The 26467-nt window shown below is 45.7% G+C and carries 20 protein-coding genes and 2 tRNA genes; 9 read left to right on the top strand and 13 right to left on the bottom strand.

Annotated features, from left to right (window positions below; all coding sequences use genetic code 11):
* Positions 1-92 precede the first annotated feature (92 nt).
* Positions 93-1349: a phosphoglycerate kinase gene (gene pgk / locus B0H50_RS04490; protein WP_106197260.1), complete on the top strand. Its 1257-nt coding sequence runs from the start codon at positions 93-95 to the stop codon at positions 1347-1349.
* A gap of 146 nt (positions 1350-1495) precedes the next feature.
* On the opposite strand, the gene B0H50_RS04495 is transcribed toward pgk, so the two are convergent.
* Positions 1496-1569: transfer RNA gene (locus B0H50_RS04495), tRNA-Pro, on the bottom strand.
* 152 nt (positions 1570-1721) lie between these two features.
* On the opposite strand from B0H50_RS04495, the gene B0H50_RS04500 reads away from it, so the two are divergent.
* Positions 1722-2273 (top strand): deoxycytidylate deaminase, encoded by a 552-nt coding sequence (locus B0H50_RS04500; RefSeq protein ID WP_106197261.1) that lies wholly within the window; start codon positions 1722-1724, stop codon positions 2271-2273.
* A gap of 70 nt (positions 2274-2343) precedes the next feature.
* On the opposite strand, the gene B0H50_RS04505 is transcribed toward B0H50_RS04500, so the two are convergent.
* The 3 genes from B0H50_RS04505 to B0H50_RS04515 form a co-directional block, all read right to left on the bottom strand.
* Positions 2344-2622, bottom strand: a complete 279-nt coding sequence (locus tag B0H50_RS04505; protein ID WP_106197262.1) for a hypothetical protein — start codon at positions 2620-2622, stop codon at positions 2344-2346.
* Positions 2623-2735: 113 nt separating this feature from the next.
* A complete protein-coding gene (locus B0H50_RS04510; protein WP_106197263.1) occupies positions 2736-3980 on the bottom strand; it encodes a conjugal transfer protein TraF in 1245 nt (414 codons plus the stop codon).
* 12 nt (positions 3981-3992) lie between these two features.
* A complete protein-coding gene (locus B0H50_RS04515; protein WP_106197264.1) occupies positions 3993-5222 on the bottom strand; it encodes a hypothetical protein in 1230 nt (409 codons plus the stop codon).
* A gap of 107 nt (positions 5223-5329) precedes the next feature.
* Here B0H50_RS04515 and B0H50_RS04520 point away from each other — a divergent pair, with 107 nt between their 5' ends.
* Positions 5330-6115: a YkgJ family cysteine cluster protein gene (locus B0H50_RS04520; RefSeq protein ID WP_106197265.1), complete on the top strand. Its 786-nt coding sequence runs from the start codon at positions 5330-5332 to the stop codon at positions 6113-6115.
* Positions 6105-6884 (top strand): hypothetical protein, encoded by a 780-nt coding sequence (locus B0H50_RS04525; RefSeq protein WP_106197266.1) that lies wholly within the window; start codon positions 6105-6107, stop codon positions 6882-6884. The genes B0H50_RS04520 and B0H50_RS04525 overlap by 11 nt, the downstream gene beginning before the upstream one ends.
* Positions 6885-6951: 67 nt before the next feature.
* Here B0H50_RS04525 and B0H50_RS04530 read toward each other — a convergent pair.
* The 3 genes from B0H50_RS04530 to B0H50_RS04540 all read right to left on the bottom strand — a co-directional run bounded on the left by B0H50_RS04530 (position 6952) and on the right by B0H50_RS04540 (position 8493).
* Positions 6952-7025, bottom strand: a tRNA-Ala gene (locus B0H50_RS04530).
* Between the two features lie 41 nt (positions 7026-7066).
* Entirely contained in the window at positions 7067-7735 is a 669-nt protein-coding gene (gene ung, locus B0H50_RS04535) for a uracil-DNA glycosylase (RefSeq protein WP_106197267.1), read from the bottom strand.
* A 68-nt stretch (positions 7736-7803) separates the two neighbouring features.
* Positions 7804-8493: an FISUMP domain-containing protein gene (locus B0H50_RS04540; protein WP_109587311.1), complete on the bottom strand. Its 690-nt coding sequence runs from the start codon at positions 8491-8493 to the stop codon at positions 7804-7806.
* A 69-nt stretch (positions 8494-8562) separates the two neighbouring features.
* On the opposite strand from B0H50_RS04540, the gene B0H50_RS04545 reads away from it, so the two are divergent.
* The 5 genes from B0H50_RS04545 (at position 8563) to B0H50_RS04565 (ending at position 21583) form a co-directional block, all read left to right on the top strand.
* Positions 8563-11127 carry a hypothetical protein gene (locus B0H50_RS04545; protein WP_146193675.1) on the top strand — a complete coding sequence of 855 codons (2565 nt, stop codon included), beginning with the start codon at positions 8563-8565 and terminating at the stop codon, positions 11125-11127.
* A 21-nt stretch (positions 11128-11148) separates the two neighbouring features.
* Entirely contained in the window at positions 11149-17865 is a 6717-nt protein-coding gene (locus tag B0H50_RS04550; protein ID WP_109587313.1) for a hypothetical protein, read from the top strand.
* Positions 17862-20156 carry a LamG domain-containing protein gene (locus tag B0H50_RS04555; RefSeq protein WP_109587314.1) on the top strand — a complete coding sequence of 765 codons (2295 nt, stop codon included), beginning with the start codon at positions 17862-17864 and terminating at the stop codon, positions 20154-20156. Before B0H50_RS04550 ends, B0H50_RS04555 begins: the two co-directional genes overlap by 4 nt.
* Before the next feature lie 28 nt (positions 20157-20184).
* Positions 20185-20943 (top strand): FISUMP domain-containing protein, encoded by a 759-nt coding sequence (locus B0H50_RS04560; protein ID WP_158275877.1) that lies wholly within the window; start codon positions 20185-20187, stop codon positions 20941-20943.
* A gap of 82 nt (positions 20944-21025) precedes the next feature.
* The gene (locus tag B0H50_RS04565) at positions 21026-21583 is read left to right on the top strand and encodes a hypothetical protein (RefSeq protein WP_146129094.1); all 558 of its coding nucleotides are present in this window, start codon (positions 21026-21028) and stop codon (positions 21581-21583) included.
* Here B0H50_RS04565 and B0H50_RS04570 read toward each other — a convergent pair.
* Genes B0H50_RS04570 through B0H50_RS04595 form a run of 6 tightly spaced genes read right to left on the bottom strand, consistent with a single transcriptional unit; the run spans position 21580 to position 26462 of the window.
* Positions 21580-22731 carry a class I SAM-dependent methyltransferase gene (locus B0H50_RS04570; RefSeq protein ID WP_106197276.1) on the bottom strand — a complete coding sequence of 384 codons (1152 nt, stop codon included), beginning with the start codon at positions 22729-22731 and terminating at the stop codon, positions 21580-21582. The two genes, B0H50_RS04565 and B0H50_RS04570, sit on opposite strands and share 4 nt — an antisense overlap.
* The gene (locus tag B0H50_RS04575; RefSeq protein ID WP_233244505.1) at positions 22731-23705 is read right to left on the bottom strand and encodes a TrmH family RNA methyltransferase; all 975 of its coding nucleotides are present in this window, start codon (positions 23703-23705) and stop codon (positions 22731-22733) included. Before B0H50_RS04575 ends, B0H50_RS04570 begins: the two co-directional genes overlap by 1 nt.
* Positions 23683-24387: a 5-formyltetrahydrofolate cyclo-ligase gene (locus tag B0H50_RS04580; protein WP_233244507.1), complete on the bottom strand. Its 705-nt coding sequence runs from the start codon at positions 24385-24387 to the stop codon at positions 23683-23685. The genes B0H50_RS04575 and B0H50_RS04580 overlap by 23 nt, the downstream gene beginning before the upstream one ends.
* Positions 24384-25100, bottom strand: coding sequence for a twin-arginine translocase subunit TatC (gene tatC, locus B0H50_RS04585; protein ID WP_106197277.1), 717 nt, complete (start codon positions 25098-25100; stop codon positions 24384-24386). Before tatC ends, B0H50_RS04580 begins: the two co-directional genes overlap by 4 nt.
* Entirely contained in the window at positions 25087-25320 is a 234-nt protein-coding gene (locus B0H50_RS04590; protein ID WP_106197278.1) for a twin-arginine translocase TatA/TatE family subunit, read from the bottom strand. Before B0H50_RS04590 ends, tatC begins: the two co-directional genes overlap by 14 nt.
* A complete protein-coding gene (locus B0H50_RS04595) occupies positions 25317-26462 on the bottom strand; it encodes a ribonuclease D (RefSeq protein ID WP_109587316.1) in 1146 nt (381 codons plus the stop codon). The genes B0H50_RS04590 and B0H50_RS04595 overlap by 4 nt, the downstream gene beginning before the upstream one ends.
* Positions 26463-26467: the final 5 nt, after the last annotated feature.

Below are 26467 nucleotides of genomic sequence, written 5' to 3' on the forward strand. Positions count from 1 at the left end.
AAGTTTTAAACTTCATGTTTTAATTTGCGCCGAAGGCGCCTAATTTTCTATATTATTGCCGTAAAGTTTTCACATTAAAAGAAGGTACAACGATGGCAAAACTTTCCATTGAAGATATCGAACTCAAGGGCAAACGCGTTTTCATTCGCGTCGATTTCAACGTTCCGCAGGATAAGGTAACGGGCGAAATCACCAATACCAAACGTATTGAAGCGGCTCTTCCGACCATTCAATATGCACTTGACAAGGGTGCTGCTGTGATTCTCGCTTCTCATCTCGGCCGTCCGAATGGCAAGGTGAACGCAAAGTTCTCTCTCGCTCCGGTTGCAAAGAAGCTCGAAGAACTCATCAAGAAGCCGGTGAAGTTCCTCTCGGATTGCGTCGGTGCAGAAGTCGAAGCAGAATGCGCAAAGGCTCAGCCGGGCGAAATCATCCTTCTTGAAAACCTCCGCTTCCACATCGAAGAAGAAGGCAAAGCAAAGATCAAGAACGAAGACGGAACCGAAACCAAGATTAAGGCAGATCCGGCTAAGGTCGAAGAATTCCGCGCTTCTCTTTCGAAGCTCGCAGACGTTTATGTGAACGATGCATTTGGAACTGCACACCGCGCTCACTCCTCGATGGTCGGCGTCAATCTGCCGGTTCGCGCTGCAGGCTTCCTCATGAATAAGGAACTCAAGGCATTTGATAAGGTCTTGAACAATCCTCCGCGTCCGTTCCTCGCAATCCTCGGCGGTGCTAAGGTTGCAGACAAGATTCAGCTCATCAACAACTTGCTCGACAAGGCGGATGAAATTATCATCGGCGGCGGCATGGCTTTCACTTTCAAGAAGGTGATTGACAATATCCAGATCGGCGCTTCTCTCTATGACGAAGAAGGCGCAAAGATCGTTCCGGAATTGATGGCAAAGGCAAAGGCAAACGGCAAGAAGATTATTCTTCCGGTGGACTACATCGCAGCGGACAAGTTCGCAGCCGATGCAGCGACCAAGGCTTGCACCGATGCAGAAGGCATTCCGGAAGGCTGGATGGGCTTGGACGTTGGTGCAAAGTCCACAGAACTCTTTGTGAATGCAATCAAGGGCGCAAAGACCATCGTTTGGAATGGTCCTGCTGGCGTGTTTGAATTTGCTGCATTTGAAAAGGCAACGAAGGCGATGGCAGATGCAATCGTCGAAGCAACTGCTGCAGGTGCAATCACCGTGATCGGTGGTGGTGATACCGCAACGGCTGCGAAGAAGTATGGCGCCGACAAGAAGGTGACCCACACTTCTACCGGTGGCGGCGCTTCCCTCGAACTCCTCGAAGGTAAAGTGCTTCCGGGTGTTGCTTTCCTCACCGACAAGTAATTTGCTTTAAACGCAAAAAAAGCCTCCGCATTGCGGAGGCTTTTTTTGTTGCATAAGGAATGATGTGAAATGCGCAAAATCTTTGTTTGAAGTTTCAATAAAAAAACTTCGCAGGGAATTGCGAAGTTTTCAGTGCGAAGTTTTTATCGGGGTAGCCAGATTCGAACTGACGACATTCTGCTCCCAAAGCAGACGCTCTACCAGACTGAGCTACACCCCGTAGCCGAACCAAATATAGTAAAAAGGAAGAAAATAAGGAAAAATTCTTTGCAATTTTTCATTTCTAAGCCACCGCGAGAATGAACAAAGTCGTCATAATTTTCCTTTTTCATTCTTCATTCCTAACATCTCATTAAATTGTATATTTTGCCTATGAACGAAGAACGCAGAAAACTTCGCGATGAAGTTTATACGCAGATGATGATGGCGCAAGCGCGCCTTTCAAAAGATTTGAATACGCAGATGGGCGCAGTCCTCGTTTCGGGCGATGGACGCGTGCTCAGTACCGGTTACAATGGAGCGCCAGCGGGCTTTGACGATGCGACGATTCCTTATACCCGCGAAAAGCAAAAACTCGCTTACGATTTATTCGACGCAGACACGGGCGAACTCATTTCGCACCATGAATTTGAAGCGAATAAATATCCGTTTATGGTGCACGCCGAAATCAATGCGCTGCATTATGCCCGCGGGAAAGTGCCACCCAATTCGAAACTTTACGTCATCGGTTTTCCGTGTGAACGCTGCGCTTTGGAAATTGCGCTTTCGGGAGTTGCCGAAGTCTTTGTGACGAAGGATGATTACGATCCGAATTCAACATTGAACAATAGCCGCGACACCGCTTATTATATGTTTGCGCAAGCGGGAATTTTGGTGACGATTTGCGGAAAGCGGCTGCGCCCAGTAATTTCAAAAGTCAACTAGCAGTCGCTGTTAACATTTTAAAAACAAAAAAGGTCCGCTGTGCTGCGGACCCTTTTCTTTACCGAGAAAGTTACTTGCCGAACTTTTCGCTTGCGCGTTGAACCGCAGGATCAGACTGAGCGGCCTTAATCTTGCGCTTGATGTCTTCTTCAATGCCGCGTTTGAGTTTGTTTGCGAGTGCGTCGCCGAAACGATCTGCGAGAGAGTCCGAGAACGGAGCTACTTTCTTTGGAGCTTGGCGGAATTTGTTGTTTCCACCGGCACGGCGAGGCTTTCTGGCGGGTTTCTTGGATTCGGCTGCGGGAGCGTTCTTCTTTTCAGTGGTTTCTTTTTGTTCGTTTTCTGCCATAATTGTACCTCGGAAGATGAATGTTATAAATTTCCGCGACAAATTTAGAAAATTAGGCGGAAATCGGAGGAATGCTCGAGGTAAAATATAGGCGGCGACTGCGTCGCTTTCGGTTAAAAGCCGACGCTTGCTTGCACCATATAGACGCGGCTTTCGTCTTGACCGGTATAATAACCGCGTTCTTCGCCCCAAGTCGCAAATTCGACTTCGATAAAGCGGAGCGCTTCGACAGCGACACCTGCCGATGGATAACCGCCGCGGAAACCTCCCGAAAGGCGAAGCTTTAAAAGGCGTAAATTATCGTTGTAACCGGGGAAGGCGAGAAGCACTTGCTCAATTTCCATGCCGAAATTCACATGGCTGAGAGTTTTGTAATTGCGGGAGTGGGCGATGGCATTTTCATAGTCGATTGCGAAATTGACTTTGCGTGAGAATGCCGAATTGCGATTTAAGTAACGCGGACTATACGCCATACCGAGTGTTAAATTCGGCATAATGCGTTCGTCGGCGAGTTCGGTAAAGAAAATGTTATTGCAAGAAGCGCCGAGACGAATTTCGCGGGTAGCTTGATAGAGCATTCCGACATCCATACCGATTCCGAGTTCGCTAAATTCTGCGACGTCTGCGGCATCTTTTAAGCGGTCTTCCAAAGTATCTTTCATCGAATTGAAATTCGAAACATCGATGCGGACCATATCGACGCGTTGACGTTTCGCGACTTTTAATCCTGCGCCGACGGCAAAATTATCGGTAATTCCGTAAGCTCCGCCCATTTGAGCGACTGCGTCCACGTAGAATGTATCCACGCCGAAGTAAGGAATCACGATGCCACCGTCCACGTAAGGCGCGACATTTCCATCGACCCAAACCGCTGCGCCGAAATTGTGAAATGCGACTTCTAAATCGGCTTTCGCAATAATGTTTAACAGCATGTGATCGTATTTGTTGATGCGCTTCGTCATCTCGGGATGCTTCGCTAACGAATCGGCGAAGGCGCGTTCTGCGGACATCGAAGATTTTTTTGCATCGCGTTCCGCGTCATCGTACATGTCATCGAGATCGTCGATCAAATTGTAAATGCGGCGGGCTTCAAAGAAGGGACCTGCAAAGCCTGCGTTCAAACGCACATCGACGGAATTTGCTGGGTAGTATCCAGTCTCCGGAAATTTTTCGTAATTGCCGAGACGTCCCATTTGATTGAGACCTGCGTAGTTGTAATAAATCGCTTCTTTATCATCGACGATTGCGACGTGGGCGTTTCCCATAGCGAGTGCGCGGAGAGATTTATGCTTCGGGCCTTGAGCTGCAAAACAACAAGCCGCACAGGCGAAAATCAAAAGATGAGATAATGCTTTCATTTTTCCATTCCCCTAGCGGTTGCGAAACCAAGCTTTAAATTCTTTTTCGGTGTAATTATTCCAGCAGCGTCCGATCAAACGCTGACGTTCTTTCAGCGGATATTTGATTTTCGTCGAATCCGTATCTTCCATGATGGCGCGGAGATTTGCTTGATAAGTCGAATCATTACTTTTCTTCGGTTCAAAGTCAACGGCAAAAAGAAGTTTGTTCTTTTCGTTCAAATGCAATTCTAAACTGTCTTCTTTCACGCCATTCAAATCGTGATCGAGAGAATCTCTGCCGATTCCAATCCAAGAAACCGTCGAATCCGGAGCGCGTTCTAGCGGTACCAGTCGCAGGTCTTCGTCGATTAAACCATCGCCGTCGTTGTCGATGCCGTCGAGAATTTCTTCGTCTACGCAGCCATCGCCATCGTTATCGATGCCGTCGCCGACTTTGTAAAATCCAATCGTCGCTTTAGCGGTTTGCGAATTGGCTTCGGCGTCTGCACCGAGCAACTGTGAAATCGCGGAACCTTCGCCGTCGAACATTCCCGATTCTTCTAATGCATCCGAAACTTTCGGAAGCACATTGTCGAGGGTATTTGCTAAATCGCTTTGTAATTGAGAAAGGCTGTTGTTGAATTGATTTAAAACCGCGGTATCGTTTAACGCATTTTCATACATCGATTCGACATCGATTGAAAGAGTCTTGTCGTCGTTCAAAGAAATTTTGACGCTCGATCCGACAGAATTGCGGAAACGCAAAATCGTATAAGCGAATTCCAAAATGCCGTAGCTCACGGAGAAATTGGAATACGTCACCATGCGATCCGAAAGTTTGATTGCAGGATTTTTCTCGGTCAAGGAATCGCGGCGGACGAGTTCGCGGAGCGGGAAAAGGGCGAGGCTAATCGCATTAAAATATTCTTCGGCGACTTCTTCGTCCAAATTCATCAGCGGAATTTCATTTTCATCGGAATTGATTTCGGCGACGATTCCCAGCGGATTTTTCACATTGGCATAAAGGCGCGCTTTGGCGAGTCCGAACCAAGCCTCGGAGCGCGTCGAGTCGGCGGCGAGTGCGCTTTCAAAAAAGTTCACAGCACTTTTGTATTCGGCATCGCGGAAACTTTTCTGCCCTTCGTAGATGAGCATCGAAGCGTCATCTTTATCAACAGAAACATCATCGGATGGACTAAAAATATTGCAGCTCATGAGCGAGGCTACAAGCAGTCCGAAAAGCAAACGTGAAAATTTCATTCCAATTCTCCCAAAGTCCTAAGACTAGTCGAGTACTAAGTAAAAAATACTTTCATCTTTTGAAAAAATAAGAACAAAAAGAAAATTCACTTCATATATTTGGCATTGTGAATGATAACTTGGAATATTTCCCATCGCCTGCGTATAAACACGCCGTTCTGCGGATGCGCGGACTTCTCCATGCCGAAAAATCGCGCTTAGAAAATATCGCGAAAGAAAAGTGTCGTGAACACGCCTTTGCCGAAGATAATTTCGAAGAGGAATTGCCGCAGATTCGAGAATTTAGCGTCGCTTATCACGCCGCATTTATGCGTTACCTCGCCGCTGTTTTACCGCAACATCCAAACGGAGTCCAGTGCAAAGCGGGCTGCGGAAATTGCTGTCATCATTTTCCGATGTCGGTAGAACCGTTCGAGTTGGTCGAATTTTACAGCGAAGTGCGCAAACGCTCCGATTTAATTTCGTATTTAGAAGAATGTCATTTTCGGACGCGGGAATATTATGCGCTGCTCAAAAAGGGCGAAGAACTCGGTGAAGAAGACCCCGAAGATTATGCGCTCATTCAATACTTCAACAAAAGTTTTGCGTGCCCGTTCATCTTAAAAAACGGAAGCTGCGGCATTTATCCCGAACGGCCTGTCACGTGTCGAATGTATTTCAGCGAAACGCCGGGAACTTTCTGCGTGCCCGAACATTTGCTCACGGAAAAGAATAAAAGTTTCATCATTTATTTGCCCGATGACATTGAAGATTTAATCGCAGAAGTTTCCGCGCATTATCAAGAATTATCGCTTCCCGAAGGCCTTTACGAGGGCGTTCTCGCGATGAATGCTTTTGAGCAGGCATTCGCCAAAGCAGAAAATTCGGCACAGGAAAATCCTCATGTCGGATGAATTGCAAATCGATCTTTTCGGATTTACTCCCGAAATTCCCGAGCCCCTGCCAATCAATAATCGGACGTCAAAAGATGGCAGCGTGCATTTCATCTACGAAGAACGGCTGAAGAAAAGTATCCGCTGTCGCAAAAAAAAGTTTGAAGAAATTTATGAACTCAAACTTCCGGGTTATATGCAAAGCGACGAATTTTTCCCGGTGCGCGAAATGGCTGCGCAGTGGACGCATTTGGCTTTTAAACGGAAAACCGCCGAAACAAAAGCGAAGTGTTCCGAATTGCTTTCGCGGATTTGGGCGGCGACAAATCAAATTTTATCGGATTTAAATCTCCCGGGAATTCGCTCGGTGCGGCTTCCGCCGATTCGCCCCATCGGAAAACATCACAATTTGGAAAAAGTTTTTCAAGCGGTGAACGAAACTTATTTTCACGGCGAACTCAACGCGCGCATTACGTGGAGCGGGCGCGCAGGCGGGCTCAGCTTTCACACGATTCGCAAAGATCCGTTTACCGGCGAAGAAGTCAATTTGATAAGCATTAGCCGCGGCTATGATTTTGAAAATTGTCCGCTTTATGCGGTTGCGGGAGTCGTTTATCACGAATGTCTGCACATTGTGATTCCGCCCGAAGTCAAAAATGGTCGCCGCATTGTGCATGGGAAAAATTTTAGAACTTGCGAACGCCGCTACATTTACTACGAAGAATGGATGAAATGGCACAAAGAAGTGCTCCCGAAAAATGTGCGAAAATTATTAAACGATGAAAAATAAAAGCGGACGATTGTCCGTTTTTTTGTGTGATTCCAATAAAAAAGACTCGGAAAATTCCGAGTCTTCGTGGAGATAAGGGGAGTCGAACCCCTGACCTATAGATTGCGAACCTATCGCTCTACCAAACTGAGCTATATCCCCATAGATTTGCGGGTCAAATATATCTTTTCTTTGAATTTTTGTCAAGGTGTCCAGTCAATTTCTGCGATTCCTTTGCTTCGAAGGAAGGCGTTTGCCTGACTAAAGTGGCGGCAGCCGAAAAATCCGCGGTAAGCAGAAAGGGGACTCGGGTGCGGGGCTTCGAGAATGCAGTGGCCATGGTTCGGTGCGATAAGCGCTTTCTTGCGGATGGCGAAGCTTCCCCAAAGGAGAAATACCAAGTTTTCTTTTGTTTCGGAAAGGCGTTGGATAATGGTATCGGTAAATTCTTGCCAGCCGATTTGAGAATGCGAAGCCGCTTGATGGGCGCGGACAGTTAAACTCGCATTGAGCAAGAGAACTCCTTCGCGGGCCCATTTTTCAAGGTTCCCGCTCTGCGGAATGGGGATGCCCAAGTCATCGTGAAGTTCTTTAAAAATGTTGACGAGAGAGGGTGGCGGCTGCACGCCGTCGGCGACAGAAAAACAAAGACCGTTGGCTTGACCGGGATTGTGGTAAGGATCTTGCCCGATGATGACCGCTTTAACTTTGTCCACGGGGCATTCGTCGAGAGCTGCAAAAATTTTTGAACCCGGCGGATAGATGGTAAATTTCTTTTTTTCTTCGAGAAGGACTTCTTTGAGATGCAAAAAATAAGGCATTTCAAATTGGTCTTTGAGCATTTCAAGCCAAGAAGGATCGAGTTTAATCATGAAAAAAATTTAGAAAATTAGGAATGAGAATTAAATGGCGCGCCGTAGGCGCGCGGGGGACTCAATCCCTAATCCCTTACGCAACGAACTGATAGATATCCCACACGGTCATCTGCAAACACAGCATGTAAATTCTGTGTTTGAAATTCAACTGCATACCATGTATAGTCAGCCGGAGTGCTAGTCCAAAGCAAAGCAATGAAACCATCACGTTTTTTCCCACCGTCACCATTTCCAAGTACACCATTAACCGGAATTGGTTTTACTGCAAAGCCGCACTCATCAGTTCCATTGGATTGCCAACCTGGATTCAGAGGAACCCAACCTTCCGTAGCTTTTAAATGGTATCCCGCATTCTCAATGCCACCCACACTTGCTAAAAGAACTTGCCATTCTTCGGCACTTGGCAAATGCCAGCCGGTTGGACAAGCTGTTTGGGCAGTTACTGTTGTATAGATACGACCTTTTTCTATAGTGCAGAGAGTGTCTGCACAGGGGGACATTCCATCATCAAAATTTAAATTTTGAGCTATCCAGACTTGATTTCCTATCGTTGTGTATTTGTACACTTGTCCATCGCGCGCGTCTGTAAAAGTGCCGCGGTTAGGTTCGCCGTAGGCGTTTGTGCCTTCAGTCGGACAGACTTCAGCTGCGTCAAAGGAATTGCCATCGGCAGAGGAGCTGTTATCCGAGCAGGATGTAAATATGGAGGCAAAGAATGCCACTGAAAGAATTGTTAAAAGTTTGATTGATTTCATATTGCGGTCTGGATTTGATTGTAAAATGTTTTTTTTTTGAAAAAAAATAATAGAAAATATCTTGCGTTTTTGAATAATTTTCTTATCTTTTTTTTATTATTTTTACAATTTGAGTTTAAAATGAAAAATTTCCTTACCGTTCTGCACCTGCTTGCTGTTTGTTTGTATGCGGCAGTGGCAGAGCCTTCGCAGTCTTCAATGGCGATACTGCTGGATGCGTCGGGCTTGTGCAAGGAAAGTTCTTCTGAATCTTGGCAGAATTTGGAAGTCAAAAACTTCTTGAAAAATAACGCCTTTTATGGCGATGCAAATGCAATTTATTGTAAATCCTATGATGATGCACTGAGTCCTGCCGATGCGGCGAAAATTCTTTTTAGCGGCTCTAATTCTGTTTTCAATGAAGCGATAAAAAAGTGGTCTCAGAATAAACAACGTAATCAATCAGAAGATGTACCGAGCCGATTTGTCATCATTGCGGAAGGTGCTGCCGGCTTGGCCGTTCGCGAATACATTCAAAGTAAAAATTACCGAGGCGAAATTGCAAATGTACTGTTTTTCAACACGCCTCATGAAGGGACTGGTTTTGCTGATCAGGCTTTGCTCAAAAATTCGTCTGCATTGAACAAGTCCAAATCCGCGTCCGATTACAGCGATATCATTCCGCTTGCGTTAGCGGTTTATCTTGTCGGTGGTAGCGACGCTCTTGAGTCGTTGATGATGTCGCTTCTGAAAGAAGCGGTCTTTGGAATGGCTCAGAATACGAATAAGGTAAAGGAAAATTTTTCCAGTTTTTTTAGCGATGCAGATAAATCCTACAAGTCGATGTTGTATTTGTCACAAGATTTGGATTTGAACGACAAGGTTTATGACGAAGTAAAAACGAAGGCTCGAGAAAAGGGAATTGAATTAAAGGATTATGTTGGCAATACACAGCTTTTGAATTCGTATTCCAAACTAGGCACTTTTGAACATCCATTTTACAATAACGTTTATTCCTACGGGCTTCCTACAATCGGAAATGGGCGTAGGACTCTGGCCGATTTTGCAGACCAGGCAAAGAACCATGTGAGCAAAGAAAAACTCCGGGAAATGCTCACGGAATCCGTTTCGACAAAGCTTGTAGAAAGTGGCATCAATGCAGATGCTGAAAAAATTGGCAACTATTTTTCGAGTGCAGTGTCGGAAGATTTTGCAGCCGAAGCAAAATCGGCTGCTGAAAAAATCGCAGCCGAATATAAAATTCCTATATCACAAATCTCGGATTGCGTGCAAAGTATTTCATCATTGAGCAAATTGAAATTCAACAAGGAAAATCTGCCAAGTTCAATTCTGAAAGTCATCAGCATCGCAAATAAATTCTTACCCGAAAAATACAAGTCGGAACTGTACTCCACCTTTATTGACGAGTACTCCGCAACCCTTTCTGAAATGGACAGAAGTGCAAAAGAAATCCGGGGTGAATTGAAAAAGGGAACGAAACTGATTTCGAACAACCTGTCCAATTACGCCATCAATTTTTTTGACGAGGGAACATTTGACGTACCTGCCGTCAGCGCCATCGGAAAGAATGTAAGAGCCTTCAAGGAATCCGGGGTTACGCAAATAGGGTATTCCTTAGAAGATTACATTAAGGAAAAAGGAGACGACTATAAAGAATTGAAAAGCTATTTGGAACATGTATCCAAAGCAGGCAAACTGGAAGAAACAAGGGAAAATATTAACCTAGGCTTAAAAATCGGATGTTCAGTTATAGAGCATATACATCCAGCAGCGGGAAAAGCATGTCGGGCGGCCCAGTTTACGGCAAATGTGGCATTAATCGCCAATACATCTTCAGCCATTGAAAATGCAGTGAAAGAAGTGGCATCGTTGAAAGACGCCAAGTTCATTGCAGTTAAAAAGTCAATGGACAAAAACCAGCATCAAAGTTTCTGGAATGATCATAACGGAATCAGGCGAGATATTCAATTTTCCGACATGGAAAAGATGTTGTTTGGAACGCCGGTGGTCTCTTTGCAGACGGTTCACCAGAAAACGGATTCCTCCGACAATATCATCCCGCTTGCGCTGTACAAAACATTCAATCAAGTAGATAGTTTCGAGGATATTTCGGGAGATTCAACCGTTTACGGTTATGCGTTCCTGGAAAAAGAGTTTGTTGAAATTCCGCGTCATTCTCTAGCTAACAGCAACTCCGTGATGATGAAGGATATCCGCTATGAAAAGCGGGATGGTTTGCAATTCAAATATTCTCGGTATGCAGCGATGGACGCCTTTACCGTCAGGGATTTTATCAAGGAATATCGTTTTGTCATTGACGACTTCCAGCCGGATAAGCTTCGCCTGATCAAGTTTGACTTTAATGCCCGAATGCAGATTGCTTTTGAACGCGATGGAGATTTCTGGTACATCTATCGTGGAATCAATAATATATGGGAGTCGCAAGCTATAGATACATTATCAGAAAGCCCGGTTCAAAAGGACGGGCTTTTTGTTTTTCGCCCCAAGGACATTTTCAACCGCGGCGTCAAGGATGCCAAAGACAGCATTTTTCTCAGCGCAATCCAGGAGGACGGAGCCAACAGCATTAGTATTTATGTTGTCAATAATATCGGCTATGCGAATAACCAATGAATCAACTTTCGCTTCCAAGCGGTGGATTTTATCGTCGATGAGGGCTGGCCAAAATCGTTTGAGACCGTGTCGAAAATGGATGCTGCAAACATCTATGTCAACGACTGGGGCTATGGGGCGATTGCAAAAAAATGCAGTCTTGTGGTTTCGTCACCAAGTTTCCAGGATACGGTTGAAGTCCTCGCAGACAGCTTGGAAGGTGTCGGGAACCGCCTGAAATTCCGGGCTGATTTAACGTCCGTCTGGGAAAAGCATCCGCTTGAAAATGGAACCTACACCCTCAACTGGAAACTCCATTTTATTCTAAAGACCTTGAAGGCGAACAACTCCATCGAAGAACAGAATATCGATTATACGCCGCAGACAATTGTGTATGGAGACATTTCTGCTCCAGGAATTGCCTTTGATACGACTTTCACAAAAAATACAGTTTCTTTCCATAATGACGACGCATTCGCCTATGTGGTAAGCCTGGACACCTTGGAAAACCGCATTCTGCGCGGGCTGCGCAGTTTTCTGGTGCGCAAGGACTCAAAGGAAACTCTGGATTTGCTCCACAGGGCAAATGTTGGCGAACCGTCTTACGCCATCGGCAGAACAGACACCATGCCGTCGTGGAGTGGCTATGCAGAGCTGTATGTGCAGGCGTTTGATTTTGCAAATCCCGACAATATCACGAAGACAAGCCTTATCAACGCAGCAAGGGATTCGGCAAAAAACTCGTGGGCACTGGTGATGCAGAACGATACGACTTTCAAAAACGGAATCAACGGAACTTCCATCCATCGCACGATCCTTGTTGATAACGAGCCTCCGCAAGTTGCAAACGAACACGTGGAAGTTCTCAGTTTTATAGACAGCTCAATACCTACTTTTGCAAAAAAGCAGAATGGTTCTGAAATTCTTTTGAACGCCAAAGACACACTGCTCGTGTCATTCGATATAAACGAAAATTTGTTTGGACGCGATTCCGAATCGGTGTCGGTGGAACTTGTTTTCAAGGATTCTCTCGGCACAGAAAACATCAGGTGGAAACGCTATCTTCAGGATTCGACGATAAAAAAGTCGTCAAGGAATTTTATCTTCAAGGAACCCGACGCAACCAGACTTAATGATGGAGTTTATAGCTTGACTGTAATCCTCATCGATGAAGTCGGGAATAAAAGCGAAAAAAGTATCTTGGAAAATTTGCACGTAGATCGCACTGCACCACAAATCCGTGGTGTGACCTTGGGCGATGTCGCCTACGCAAATGTGGCTGAGCTGAAAAACGGAACTGCCTACTTGAGCGAGGAAATAGATGATTCAAGAAATCTTTCTGACCTCGACTGCTACGTAAAAGTGAGTGTCAACGATGGCGTGGGAAAATGGGTTGGCCCCGTTGCTGAATCGGGACGCAAAAATTCTCTAAATTTCAGCTATGAGTTTGATATAATGCATGCCGTCACGGATTTCAGCGATGGAATATGGTATGTCTATTTCGGGTGCTTTGATGATGCCGGAAACTTCAGAATGAACATGAATTTTATCGGAATGGGTGCTCGCTATCCCGAAATAACTTATCCCAAATCCAGTTCGGAATTTTATACAAATAAAATGCTCGTTAAAGGCGTTGCGCCCAATCCCGATGTTCATGGAAACAGCAACAAGGGCACGTTCCAAATTTCATGGAAAAAGCTAGAGGATTCAACCTGGTCCGAAAACGGAATTGACTACCTTGTATTTGACAAGAGCTTATCTGCTACAGAAAGAGATTTGGCGGTATGGAATATCGCAAAGCTGAACCTTGAAAAGGGCGAATACGCCATTAGACTTTCCGTGAGGGAATGTGACACCTGCAAATGGATTTCTAGTGAAACGATTGTTCCTGTAGATGACCTTATTTTGCCCGATTCGGCGAATGCTCCGAAATTGGTGATCACGCCGCCAGTCGGAAACCAGGTTTCAGGGCATACAAAGGATGCTACTATAGAGTTGAAAAATGTTCCGAGTTCATCGAAATGGATTGTGAAAGCGTCTATTGAAGCGCCCTCTCCCAAGGATTCCTCCGTTTATATCAGGGCGCTCGAAAAAACATTTGACCCGATGACGATTTCGCCATTCAGGGTGCCCGCACTTGCATCGGACACGGGGCTGTCCATTTGGCAGGAAAACGATGGCTGCACTTGGCATGTTCGCTATGCAGGGACTGCGCTGGGAATCAAGCTGAACGATTCTGCAGAAAAAAGAATGGAACCCTCTTTGGCTATTCGATTCATCAAAGAAAACATTGACTGGCTTGATTCTCCTAAAGCGGATTCGACTGATGAACTGAGCATCCTCATGGACAGCATTCGTGTCAAAAATGATGACGTCGATTTTTTAATACCGGCATACAACAAAACCAACTATTGGACTGTCGGGAAAGACAGCGTTCACTTGACATTTAAGACAACATCTTCGTTTACGGTCGACATTTCTTCTATCGACATTTCCACTATCGACAGCGCCCGGTACAAAAGTTCGCTTTACCCAGTCGTCTATGTCCATCCAGAAAGTTACAAGGCGCATGTTGCCTGGAACGGCCTGGTAAACGGAACTTATCCCAGCGGAAGTCTTGTCCGGATGAATGTCGTTGCCTACGAAAAGGGAAACGAGAAAAACATCATCAGCGAAAGTGCGCAGTGGTATCTGGAATACGAAAAAACGGGTATCGAGATTTCGTCCAATAACTTGGACAAATACTATGTGAACTTCTTGGGATCCAACTCGGATTCCACTGCGATGGCCGCGGGCGATTACGGATTCCAGTTTAAGCTGACGGGGCGTTCTGCTTTTGTTTGGGCAGAAATTCTGGATTCAACAAGGAACGTGGTGCACACGCTTTTGGATAGTGCGCTCATTTTGGCGACCGCGACAGACCAGTGGCAGACGCTTCGCTGGAATGGAGTCAGGGACGATTCGTTTGTTCAGGCTGGTTCATACAGCGTTCATATTCTTGTGAAAAATGACACAGGTGCGGTCGTCATTGATACGCTTTATCCGTTCGAAATGAAGCATGGCGAAAACATCAGGGAAGCTGCAAAAGATTCGAGCGGACGCACGGCTGAATTGACCATGCTAGAGGCTGCGCTGGATTCAAGCGGAAATTATCGCTATGTCGGAAAGCCAGACTACTTGCTGCGTACAAATGTTACCGCGACGACATTGCCAAAAGAAAGAAGAACCTTCAATTATGAATGGGATGTATACGGAACGCAGTACCCGATTGAATACATGAAAACCCGCCCGAGCCTTGGAATCAGAAGACACCGGGATGAATTCTGGGTGACTGTCGTGACGATGGTGATGAGTGAATCAAAAAAATATCAGATTACAGATGGTCCTTGGAATAAAAACCATTGTGTTCAACAAGACGATGTAAAAAAATACATGGGATATTGGTATAAATTGTCTGTTGAAAAAGTTCGTTTTTTAAAAGGTGAGAAATACAAAGAAATACCTGTTGACTTGAATGATACAAACGGGAACAAAACAATGGTTTATGGGTATACGCATAACTCTCATGATTCTGATCCTAATGATACCTTGCACAATTTGGTTGCTATAAAGGTTTTCCCCGCTAGTTCGTATGAATATATCTTAGGTGATTTGCATGGAAAGTCATATTTTGAGAATGCGGTATCTTCTAGTAAATATCAGTCAGCGGAAGACTTTCCGTGGGATTTGATCTACCAAAAGGGTTCATATATGGATTCAGATACGTCACGATTGTTGCATTGGTTTAACAACTGGGGCATGGCCTTGTATTATGAAGCAGTTAATACCGATTTTAAAATTCTTTCAAAATTGGATAGTTTGCAAAATACATTTGGTGATAAGTCATCAACTACGCCAGCCTGCACGCCTGATAGCGGCAATACTCTAACTGAGAATGAATCTAAATTTGTATGCGGACCAAAAACCGCAAAGGATGAAATTGATTCAGCTGTAATAGCGCAATTCAATCCACATGCATTCATGATGGATGTAAGGTTAGAGCCATTTGATGGTGATTCGATTTTTGTTAAGAAAAATTTCAATAAAGATCATTGCTCTGAAATGGACGGCTCCGGCACTGATATCAAGGTAAAATTTGTACTTTCAATCGATTCTAATTATTGGGAACCAAGTAATTGGGGTACAAACAATCTCGCCAATCGCTATGTCCGTTTTGATCCGCTGAACAAAACATTGTATGGCGAAGAAGGGTATGTGAAAAAATTGCATCATTTGGACTGGTTCGATTTTACCAATTTTTATGACGGTTCCAAATGGGTGAAAAATTCTGCGCTAAATAATGGACCGACCGTATTCGAGGCGCAGCGTTTATGGGTGTGGCCTGTTCCCGAAAATCCACTCATGTTTAATGATGAAATTGACACTTCAAGATTCCATAACGATCCTTCGGCTCATTACTATCCTTCTGTATATTCCTGGAGATTCTACCGCGGAAGCGACGATTTCACCTTCAAAGCGGAAACTAGAAAATCAGACGGTGAATTACGCTCCACATTTAGCAGCAATGATCCTGCAGCGACCAGTGGTAAAGACGAGATTATCAAAGAACTACCGATGCCTCATGGAATCTACTTCGATGTGGCTCCGATGATGAGCCTTGATACAGCAAAGATCGCCGTCATTATAAAGAATGCTAATACTTCAGTTTCCTATCCTCTTGGCGATAAGAATTGTAATGTGACTCCATCCGAAGGCTTTCGTTTTTATGGCTGTGACAAGCTGGTGTCGCATGTACATGAGAATAAAGATGATTGGACTGATGACTTGTGGGAAAATACATTCCTCATAGGCAGAAACGGATATTTCCGCAATCCGCTTACGGATGACAGTGCCACCCTTTATGCATTGACGAGCGTTAAGAATCCCCAGAAAGAATTTGATTTGAATAAAACATTGACAAAGCATGTTGACTCTGCTGACTGGAATCCGAAAAAATCCGCATGGAGTTTTGTGTTGAAACCGGATACGTCTTCCAGCGATTTCCTTTTTGGTCAAGCTATCTCGATCGGAGGCTATCGCCTGAAATCGAATCAGGATGATTCTCTTGGCTGGGAAATTGACACTACCAATGCTAATCTCAAAAAATTCACGGTTCAAAACAGAGGCAAACTCGATTCTGCGACTTTGGATTTTTACCGTTCCCGCGATTCGATTTTTACAACTCCAAAGAGTTTGAACAATGTAAATCTTGGCGATACGGTTCCGCTCGCTCGAGTTGTCGCACAGAGCTCTGCAACAAGGGACACAATTCTGTCTTCTATCTGGTCTAGAAATTTGTCGGCCACATCCGTCAATGTATACAAAAGAAAAATGCAGAACGATTTGAGACCGATTCAGCATCCCTATTTACGGGTTGCATACGATTCTTCTGCCAAGCAGTTTATCGTGAATCGCAATTCTACGGACATCTATGCAAATCGCGAAGACGAAATCGTCACGCTTCGCGGCAGCGTCCCATTCCCGGTAATGGACTGGAAAATTTCCTATGTGCAAAACGGGATGCGTTTCAAGGTTGCCGAAGGAAGGGACGAACCGATCGAAGGTTCCATGAATGTGAACAAACTTCATGGGAATACATCGTTCTTCCTGACTTACAAGGGTGTCGACAATTTCACCTATTACCGACAGCTGGATGTCCATATCGGAAACCAGGTCAAGGCGAGAACGAAGAGTTTGATCCAGTCCATGTATGGCAACGTGTCGGTCGCGTTTGACGAAAACGCCTGGGCAAATGATGCGGATGTCAATGTGCGCACCATGGATCCGAGCGAATGTTACGACTGCAGCCTGTTCCGAAACATGGCTCCCGTAGGGCCAGTGCTTGAAATGCAGCCATCGCATGTGTTTCCGGCAGGTCATGAACCGATCGTGACGATAGACATTTCCATGGCGACGCTGAAGGAAGCCAATGTTGATTATCGCAACCTGAAAATCTACAAGCTGGATGCAGTTAACAAAAAAATAATTCCGTTGGAACTTGTCGGACTTACAGGGCTTTTCAATTCTAACAAGAGCGAGTGCAAGGCTGCTGATTCGTCTAAGTGCACCTTCGTAAGGCTCTCCGCCAAAACGCCTACGTTCTCTGAATTTATCGTAATGGATTCGCTGAAGGCAGGAAGCGTTGTCGCCAAGGATTCCGTCGATGGAGTCGAACCGTTCTCCTGCGCGCAAATGGACGGTCTCTGGAACGATACGCTCTGGATGGGGACAATAAACGGTTGGCTTGAATACCCCTACCTGTGCAATGGAAAAAGCAATTACCTGTTGCAGCTCAGTTCAGCTGGCTACGTGTCGGCAGAACATCGAGGAGCGTCCTCAGCACCGATTGTGTGGCCTGCCAGAAATCCAGATTTAAACAAGGTTGATTCCGTATACCAGTCGACAATCGTATTCTATGGCATAGACGGAAATACGGAACAAAAGTTGGGCCCGGTAGTTCGTTTGGATTCTGTCGCACCCATCATTGAAAATGTGGAAATCGCTGAATCCGAAAGCGAGGACGGCTCGCGCATTATCCATGTCGAAGCAGACATTGACGAAACCGGCAGCGGCCTCGCGAAGACGACCGCGGAACTTTTCTTTGGCGGAAATCTCCTGCGAAGCGAAACCGCATTGAACAACGATGCTCCTGTATACGACTTCAAGTTGGAAAAAAGGACCTGTACAGCTGCGTTGGTTGCAAGGCGACAGTCAAGGTGATTGCCGAGGATCTTGGACACAATACAGACAATGTTGTAAAACAGACCGAAAAACTTTACCCGTTCCCGTCGACACTAGTCCTATGGTATCCGCTGGGCGAAGGCTCCGGAAACATCGGCTATGAGGTAATGACAAAGGACGAACCCAAGCGAATGCACATGGATCTCGCCTCCATCGCAAATCCATGGCATGCAAGCTATGGTGTGCGCCTGTACAAAGCGGCCGACTCCGCAAGCAGTAGATACAAACTCGCCGCGTTGGATTCGCTTCGTCCGTTCAGCTTCGAGCTCAATTACACTCCGGGCCATACCCAAAGGGCGGAGTGGTCCATTCTCAGTTTTGTAGGCGATAACGAATGGACATTTGGCCTAGGCACCTACAATCGTTACTTTATCAAAGTTCACTCAAAAATGTTCTACTTCAACGCCAAGCGAGACCCCGGCATATCGACCCACATCGTCGTTGTCGTCGATGGAAAAAATGCGAGCCTCTATAAAAATGGAAGCCACGTCGAAACGATAAAACTTGATGACGAACTGTATTATGGCGGAAACGGTAAACTCTCCATTGGTGCGCGCAACGGCGTAAACAGTGCCGTCGGAAACATTTCCAACTTGCGGCTCTATTCGTCCGCACTCACGGCAGCACAGGTTAAAAGCCTTTTCAGCGGATTGATTGGCGAAGACAACTTCAACATCAAAACGGTTCGCGCAGTCTCGATAGAAAACAGAAACGGCCTTGCTGTAGACCAGTCCTGCTCGGCACCGGGCAAAGCTTACCTGCATCAAGACACCTTTGACGACAGCGGGACGATGACATGGAATGTCGATGTAAACGCCGACAACTACGCGCTCTACCTGCTCCACCGAAATTACATTTCCGAGGAATCGAAGGTGGAAGTCCTTGTAGACGGAACATCCGTCGGCCTCTTCAAATTGACATCGACTGGATTATGGAAAAACGAACGAGTTCTAGATTTCAACCGCTATCTAACTGCAGGAACGCACGAAGTTACCATTCGACCTTTGGGCAATTTGGGCATAGCCGCATTGTCACTGGTAAGCACGAACGCTAATTTGGATGCAAGCCTTGTCAATTATGATGAATCCTCGTGGACAAATCCGGAACCGAAGGCGACAGTGCTCATGAAGTACGAACCCGTAGACGACAGAAAATGGGCGCAGGTCCGCTTTGACATCCGCAACATGACGGACAAGGCTTTGGAAAACGCTCGCATCCGCTACTACTACAAGGGCGAGGGCGAAAATGTGAATGCGGTGTCGTTCTATCCGGGGTCGCCCATGCGCGTGATCAACGACGCAGGTTCCGTGTTCTACGCTGAGCTTTCACTTACCGAGGCGATTGCGGCTTACAATTCCGCCTATTTCGGACAAGGTCCCTTGATCGGGCTTCACCGTCTGTCGTTGCCCAACAACCACTTCCCCTACTGGGAAATTTCTGACGACCCGAGCTACCTTGCCGAAGCGAAAACGGATTTTACGAACGCAACGGGAGTCGCCCTGCTGGATTCCGACGGAAACCTGTTGAACGAGTTCAGCTGCTATGACGAAGATGGCCCTATGCAAAAGGCGAAAGTCAAGGTTCGCGCCATGGCAAAGGACGTCGAACTCGGTTCACAAAGTGCAAGCAATGTGGCCGTGTATGTAGAAAACGTGGGCTCTACTCCAGTGGATAGCTTCGAAGTGCGCTACTATTTTAGGGATACCGCCGAAACAATCGCGGATATCCACTGGAACGAGTTTGCGGCAAGCAAAAACGCAAACGCGGGCGGCGATTTAAACTATATATCGTTCGTGTACAATGTTATCTTAAACCCAGGCGAAAAATCCGATTACGGAAACGGGGTGCAGTTCGCCCTGCATCACCCGGGCTGGACAAATGACTTTGACGCACACGACGACCCGTCCCATCACAACCTGAAAAGTAACGCAATGGCAGAAGCGGACTCCATCCTGATTCTGGATAAACTAGGAAACCTGCTTTGGGGAGGCGCCCCAGAGCCTTGCTTCAGCACCGGCTACGTAACCCATGAAACCTATGAAGAACTTGTCCACCGAGAAGGTGACGTCGTCTGTGTGAACATCGAAAAGAGCGACTACTACATTCTTGAAACGGTAAACGCCATCGGCATTCCACAAAAGACCCTGTACAAGGGAACTTGGGATGCCGGGGAACACTCGGTGACAGTCAACATGCACAGTATTCAGCCCTCCAGCTTTATAGTGCTGCGCAAGGGCTCGGAAATTCTCTCATGGAAACTTCTAAACTAAAAAATCACAAACAACAATGGATAACAAAATGAAATCCTTCAAATTTTTAACAATTCTTTCAGCGGCATTCATTGACTCTGTATTCACATCCTGCTCGGATAACAGTTCCTCCGCCGAGGGCGATTCCTTTGACGCTTCCGTCGTCTGCCCGGCCGATGGCCTGAATGCTTACGGCGAACCCAACCGTGGCACTTTTACAGATGCTCGCGATGGGCAAGTGTATAAATACACCACGATTGGAAATCAAGTCTGGATGGCGGAAAACTTGAAATTCGATGCGCCGTATAGCGTGTGCTATGAAAAGATTGAAGGATTCTGTGATACATTTGGCAAGTATTATTCGCTTCATGAAAATGGTGAAATTTTAGGATCCTTTGACCAGCAGCTTCTAGATACAATTTGTCCTGCGGGTTGGCATGTTCCTTCTGTCGATGAATGGACTGTGTTGAAGCAAACTCTCGGTGAAGGGGAAAAAACTGCTCTTAGATTGATATCTTCAATGAAAATAGATGAATTGTATGCTGGGGATACCACTTATCTTAATGAACGTTTAGGGTATTCAGTTGGAAGTTTTTTCACTCCCGGCACAGATGATTGCTCTTTTAACTCAATATTAGCAGGATCCCTTAATTCATATGGCGATATTGATGCTGGATTTGTAACGTCAAGATATTGGACTTCCTCGGCAAGAGATTTTTCGTCTTCTTATGGATTTTCTTTCAATAAATCGGGATTTTATTTACCTATGAATTTGGATAAAATGAGTATCCGTTGCATAAAGAATTAACATGAAAAAGATTTTTTTATTCGCAATAGCTTTTTTTACCCAGTTCACTTTTGCCCTGTCGTTAGACCAGGTAAGAGCAGATTTGAAAAAGAGTTGCCTTCCGCAAGATTCGATTGAAATGAATTTACGCGTTACGGTGAATGCTGCAGGTATTCACCAGCAAACAGAGATGTATATCGTAAATAAGGGTGCGAACAAAAGTTATACAGAAATCAAAAGTACTTTCTTGAATCAGCGCAGCATTGCAAACGGCAAAAAGATGAAAGTTGTCAATCTGAATACGAACAAAAGTCAAATTCTAGACTACGACGGAGAATCCTTGCGTTCCAATACCTACGCTAATTTCAACCCGTTCGATTCTGGAACATGGGACGCTCCGCAGTTCTATTCAGGAAACATTTACAAAATTCAAGGAACGCTTGGTACCATTTATTACAACAACAAGGCGAAACGCATTGAAAAAATCGAATCCGAAAAAGATGGCAAAAATACATTGACCACGTTTACCTACGATGCAAACAACCATTTAAAGAAAATGGTTGTATCCGTCATGGTAAATGGAGTTGAAAGCGTTGTGACATCAGAATTCTTGCGCTTGCAAAAATCGGATAAAGTGCCGGATTCTCTGTTTGACTTTTAATATTTCATAGTTAGAATCGCAGATTTTTCGCCAGCAATTCGAGTGTAAAATAAAATCGCTTCGTTTTTGCCTTTGGGGGAGAGGCGTTTGATTTCGGCTTCGGGGACGATTTCTACACCGCGTTTTTTGAGTGTGATTTTTCCGATATCAAATTCTTTGAGCAGTTTTTTGACTTTGCCGGTAGAAAGCGGAACGCTTCCTAGAACGCGGTAATTGTGAAAGGCGCTTGCGTCGAAAGGGGAATTACTTGTGACGTATGCGATGCCGTTTGAAATGAGATGTGCATCTGCGTTTTCTTTTTGGGCGATTTCCGCGAAGAGATGACTCCGGACGAGAACGGAAACGGGTTCGGCAAGAAATTGCGAAAGCGGTCCGATCGTAAGTTCTTTAGAGGAAGTTCCGACCCAACTTTTGGGGACGCTATTTTCGATGTAAACGGCTCGAGTTTTCCCCGGATTTTTTGTGAGTTCGCCGAAGAGAATCAAACATTCGCGACAATCATTTTTTGCACCGAGGTAAATAATTTCGCAGTCTGTGGGAAATTCGTTGGCGGGGTAACCGGGCGGAAGCTTTGCCATGCCGCCTTTGTAATCGCGGGCGATTTGAATGACTTCGGATAATGTCGGCGTTAACTCCGAAAAGTTGCGCTGATTATCGCCGTCTTTTTGCCTACGAGCGGGATCGATGGTGAAAAATTCTCCGCGGGATTTTAACTCACGAATATCTTCGCAGAGCGCTTCGCGCGGGCTTCCGAGTGCGCGAGTGTTGAAACGATACATTTGAACGCGTTCTTCGGACAAATCAATTCCGCGGACAGAAAGATTCTTCGGTAAGAAAAAACTATCTCCGCCCATACCGCAGCAAAGATCGTCTACACTCGTTGCTTTTTCAAAAAGTTCTGCTTTGTAGCGTCCGATATCGGCAGCCGTCGATTGTTCTAATGCGAGTTTATCGCAGGCGAGAATTGCATCGGTTTCAAATTTTTTTCGGTATTTCGGAACGAGTGCAATGTAATCCAAAATGGATCCGCGCAAATTTGCCCACGGACTTTTGGAAAGCATTTCGGCGAGTTTTAACACTTCGGTTTTCTTTTGAACCGCTTCGTTTACAAAGCGAATAAATTCCGCATCGTCAAACGGGAGAAACATTAAAGTTTTTTCCGCGCGATTTCGTAAAGGCCGAGGGAAAGGGCGACAGATGCGTTGTAAGACTGCGCTTCTGCGTTCATCGGAATGCGGAGAACGTCGGTGCATTGCTTCCGAATAAACGGCGGAAGGCCGACATCTTCTCCGCCGACGGCGAGGACGATTTGACTTCCGAACGCATAGTCCACGAGAGAAACATTTGTGTCGGCATCGAGCCCTAAAATTTGATAGCCGGCTTGTTTGAGTTCGCCGATGGTCTGCTCTAAATTATTCGGACGGCAAATGCGGAGTTTGTCAACGGCTCCGGTAGAAGCCCGCGTGACCGTTGGCGTAAGCCCGCACATTCCTTTCGACGGCATAAGAAAAATATCGGCACCGAGTCCGAGTGAAGAACGAATGCATGCGCCGAGATTTCTCGGGTCTTCAATGTTTGTTGCGATGACGACGAGCTTTGGCAAATTCTTTTCTTTTGCCGTGTAAAATTCTTCTTTGACATCGTCCCATTGCAGCAATTCTTTTTCGTTGCAAAGAGCGACGACGCCTTGATTCGGCACGGCGTAAGAATCCAAAATTCGCGCTTCAACTTGTTGCACGTGAATGCGATTTTTCTTGGCGATTTTTTGCAGCGCATACAGTTTTGGATTTCCCGAATTGTGACGGAAAAGAACGCGGTGCACTTTCATCGGCGAATTGTTCAAAAGTTCTGCGACTTCGCGGATGCCGCCGACAGCTGTCTGCGGGGCGCTTTCTTCGTCGCCCATCGCGATGTTAACTTGCGACGGACGTGGACGCGCTTCAAATTCGTTGTCACGGTCATCGCGGAAAGCGGGTCTTGTATCGCGGCTTTGACGGAATCCGCGGTCTTTACCGAAACGAGGAGAGCGACCGTAGCCAAAAGATTCCCGCGGCTTTTCAGAAAATGACGGTTCGTCATTTTGCGTTTCGCGGTTTGCATTAAACGGTTGCTTTTTCCACATGAGGAGTCTCCTTTTCCGGATCGTTTTTGACGGCTACAATATAGTTCATTGGAATGTCGTGTGGCATTAAAGGAATCGGATTTGTAGACACTTGAGCGCTGAAAGCGATTCCGCATTTTAATGTCTCGGGATGACGCGCAAGAAATCGGTCGTAGTAACCTTTGCCGTGTCCGTGACGTCCACCGTCCCAAGAAAATTGAACACCGGGAACGAGAGCAAAAGGAATTTTTCCCGAGTAAGCGGCGAGATTTTTTGCGGGCTCGTACACGTGAAAACGACCTTCCAAAAGTTCTGTTTTTAGATTGTGAATTTCGACAAATTCCATTTCGCCATCGGCAAATGTCCGCGGAAGAAGTAAGCGTCCTTCGCTTGCGAGCTCTTCTAAAAGCGGTAAAATATCGGGCTCATTTTGGAGCGGATAAAAGGCGGCAACTTTTTTCGCGGATTGATAAGGCGGAAAATTTTTCACCGCTTGCACAATCCAAGCGCTTTCTTTTTCGCGCATTTTTTCGGGAGAATTTTCTTCTAAAATCGCATCTTCCAAATCGAATTTCATCTTGAATAATTTTCCTTTGTAATGCTTGAATTTGGCGAAGGCTTTCCCCAAATTTTCGGGAGAAAAAAGGAGAAGCGCAAGCAAAAAAAGAAACGCATATTCGGCAAATCCAATTTCGGCGTTCATCGTTTTCTCCAGGCGAGATGATAGGTGAGAAGGCTCAATAAATATAAAAGGGAAAGGGGAATTGCCATCCAAAAAAGCGAGAGCAAATCCGGCGGCGTAAAGAAAGCCGAAAGAAATGCGATGAGAAATAAAATCAATCGAAAATGCCGCAGAAGAAAACGGCGATCCGCGATTCCGGTTTGCGCAAAAAACGCTGCGGCGACAGGCAGTTGAAAAAGAATGGCGAAGAGAATTTCAAAACGGAAAAGGAAAGAAACGTAAGAAGTCTGCGACCAAAGTTGCGTAATCGATTCCGAATAATTTGCGAGGAAATGAAAGAGAAGAGGAATGGCAAAAAAATAGGCGAACGCTCCGCCCGCAAAAAAAAGAATGCATGCGGCGAAAAATGCGAAAAGAAAAATGCGCCGATTATTTTGAACTGCGGGCGCACAGAACGCATAAAGATGATAAAGAAAAATCGGCGAAGTCAAAAGAATTGCGATTAAACTCGCGACGAGAAGACTCACCGAAATTCCTTCGGCGGGAGAAAGATTGACGAGATTAACAGCCGAAGAATTTTTTAATGGCAGTAAAATAAATGGCCAAAAAAAATCAAATGCATAAAAAGCAAAAACGGCGACAATCGCAAAAGAAATCGTGCAAATGAAAAGGCGAGTGCGAAGTTCCTGAAGATGTTCAGAAATCGTCATCTCGCTTTTTTCAATTTTTTTCATCGGAATTTTTCGCAGAAGAATCGCTTAAATTTTCTGCATTTTTGTTTGCCGAGTTTTCCGCTTTTTCGGAATCGAAAGAAGTCTTTTCGCCTTTTTCCGCTTTGCGAAATTCGCGGAGAGCTTTGCCGAGTGCCGCTCCGAGTTCGGGAATGCGACGTGCTCCGAGAAGAATGACGGCGAGTAAAATAAGCAATAAAATTTCGGGAATGCCAATTCTCATAAAATTTCCTCGGTAGCGGTTAATTTGGTATGAAGAATGCCGTTCCAAATCGAACGTTGCCAATGTAAAAAGTGAGCGGCTTCGTAGCGGTCATCCCAAGTGGAGCCTATCGGAGAAGCGAGTGCGATGAGCTGGGCGCGATTTGCGAGCATCGATTCGTCGAGATTCAATTCGGCTGCGCGTTCGTTGCGCCAAATTTTTAATGTGTCGATGAGTTCGCCATCGGGACTTGTGAGCGGAGGCGGTGCTTTGTGCTGCATTTCGGGCCATTCCGATTCGGGGATTTGCATCGCATTTTGAAGCATTTGCAAAAAGTCGCTGCGGCGTTCGCCCGTAAAATTCCGCGGTAATTTCGGGAGCGAATTTTCGCAGAGTTTTGGGAAAGAATAACTCGCCGAACGGACGATGGCAAGCATTAACTCGGTACCAAAAACTTTATACGGCGGACGATCTAATTTTTCCGCTTCATTTTCGCGCCACAGCCAAACTTGTTTGAGAATATTCAACGCTTTCGGCGGAAGACGGAACGAACCCGAAACGCGCCATGGATCCACTTCTTCTTTGACTTGTGTTGCGCGGAGAATTAAATCGTTGCACGATTCAATCATCCATTGAAATTTTCCTTGCGCTTGCAGTTGCTCGCCGAGACGCGCGCACAGTTCGTGCAAAAAGAATGTATCGTGAATGGCGTATTCGCACATGTCCGGCGGAAGCGGCCGTGTTGTCCAATCGGATTTTTGATTGTCTTTGGGAAGCTCTACGCCGAAATATTTTTTGACAAGACTTGCGTAACCGAGACCTTCTTCGCCGAGAAATTTTGCGGCGATCATCGTATCGAAAATGTGCTTCGGCGAAAATCGAAATGTGTGCCAAAGCATGCGCAAATCGTAATCCGCACCGTGGAAAATTAAAGTGTTCATCGCCTTCGTTTGAAAAATCGGGCGAATATCAATCGGTGCAAATGGATCGACAATGTAATGGTGTTCGCCGATTGTAATCTGAACTAAGCAGAGACGCACATTGTAATGATACATCGAATCGGCTTCGGTATCGACCGCTGCCATTTCATAGTGCGAAAGATCCTCCAGCAGAGCGCTCAAGGTTTCTTCGTCTTCTACGAGAATATACGGATCGTTTACCATTTGCC

It is taken from the genome of Hallerella porci, from assembly GCF_003148885.1.
In the GTDB taxonomy this organism is placed as follows: domain Bacteria; phylum Fibrobacterota; class Fibrobacteria; order Fibrobacterales; family Fibrobacteraceae; genus Hallerella; species Hallerella porci.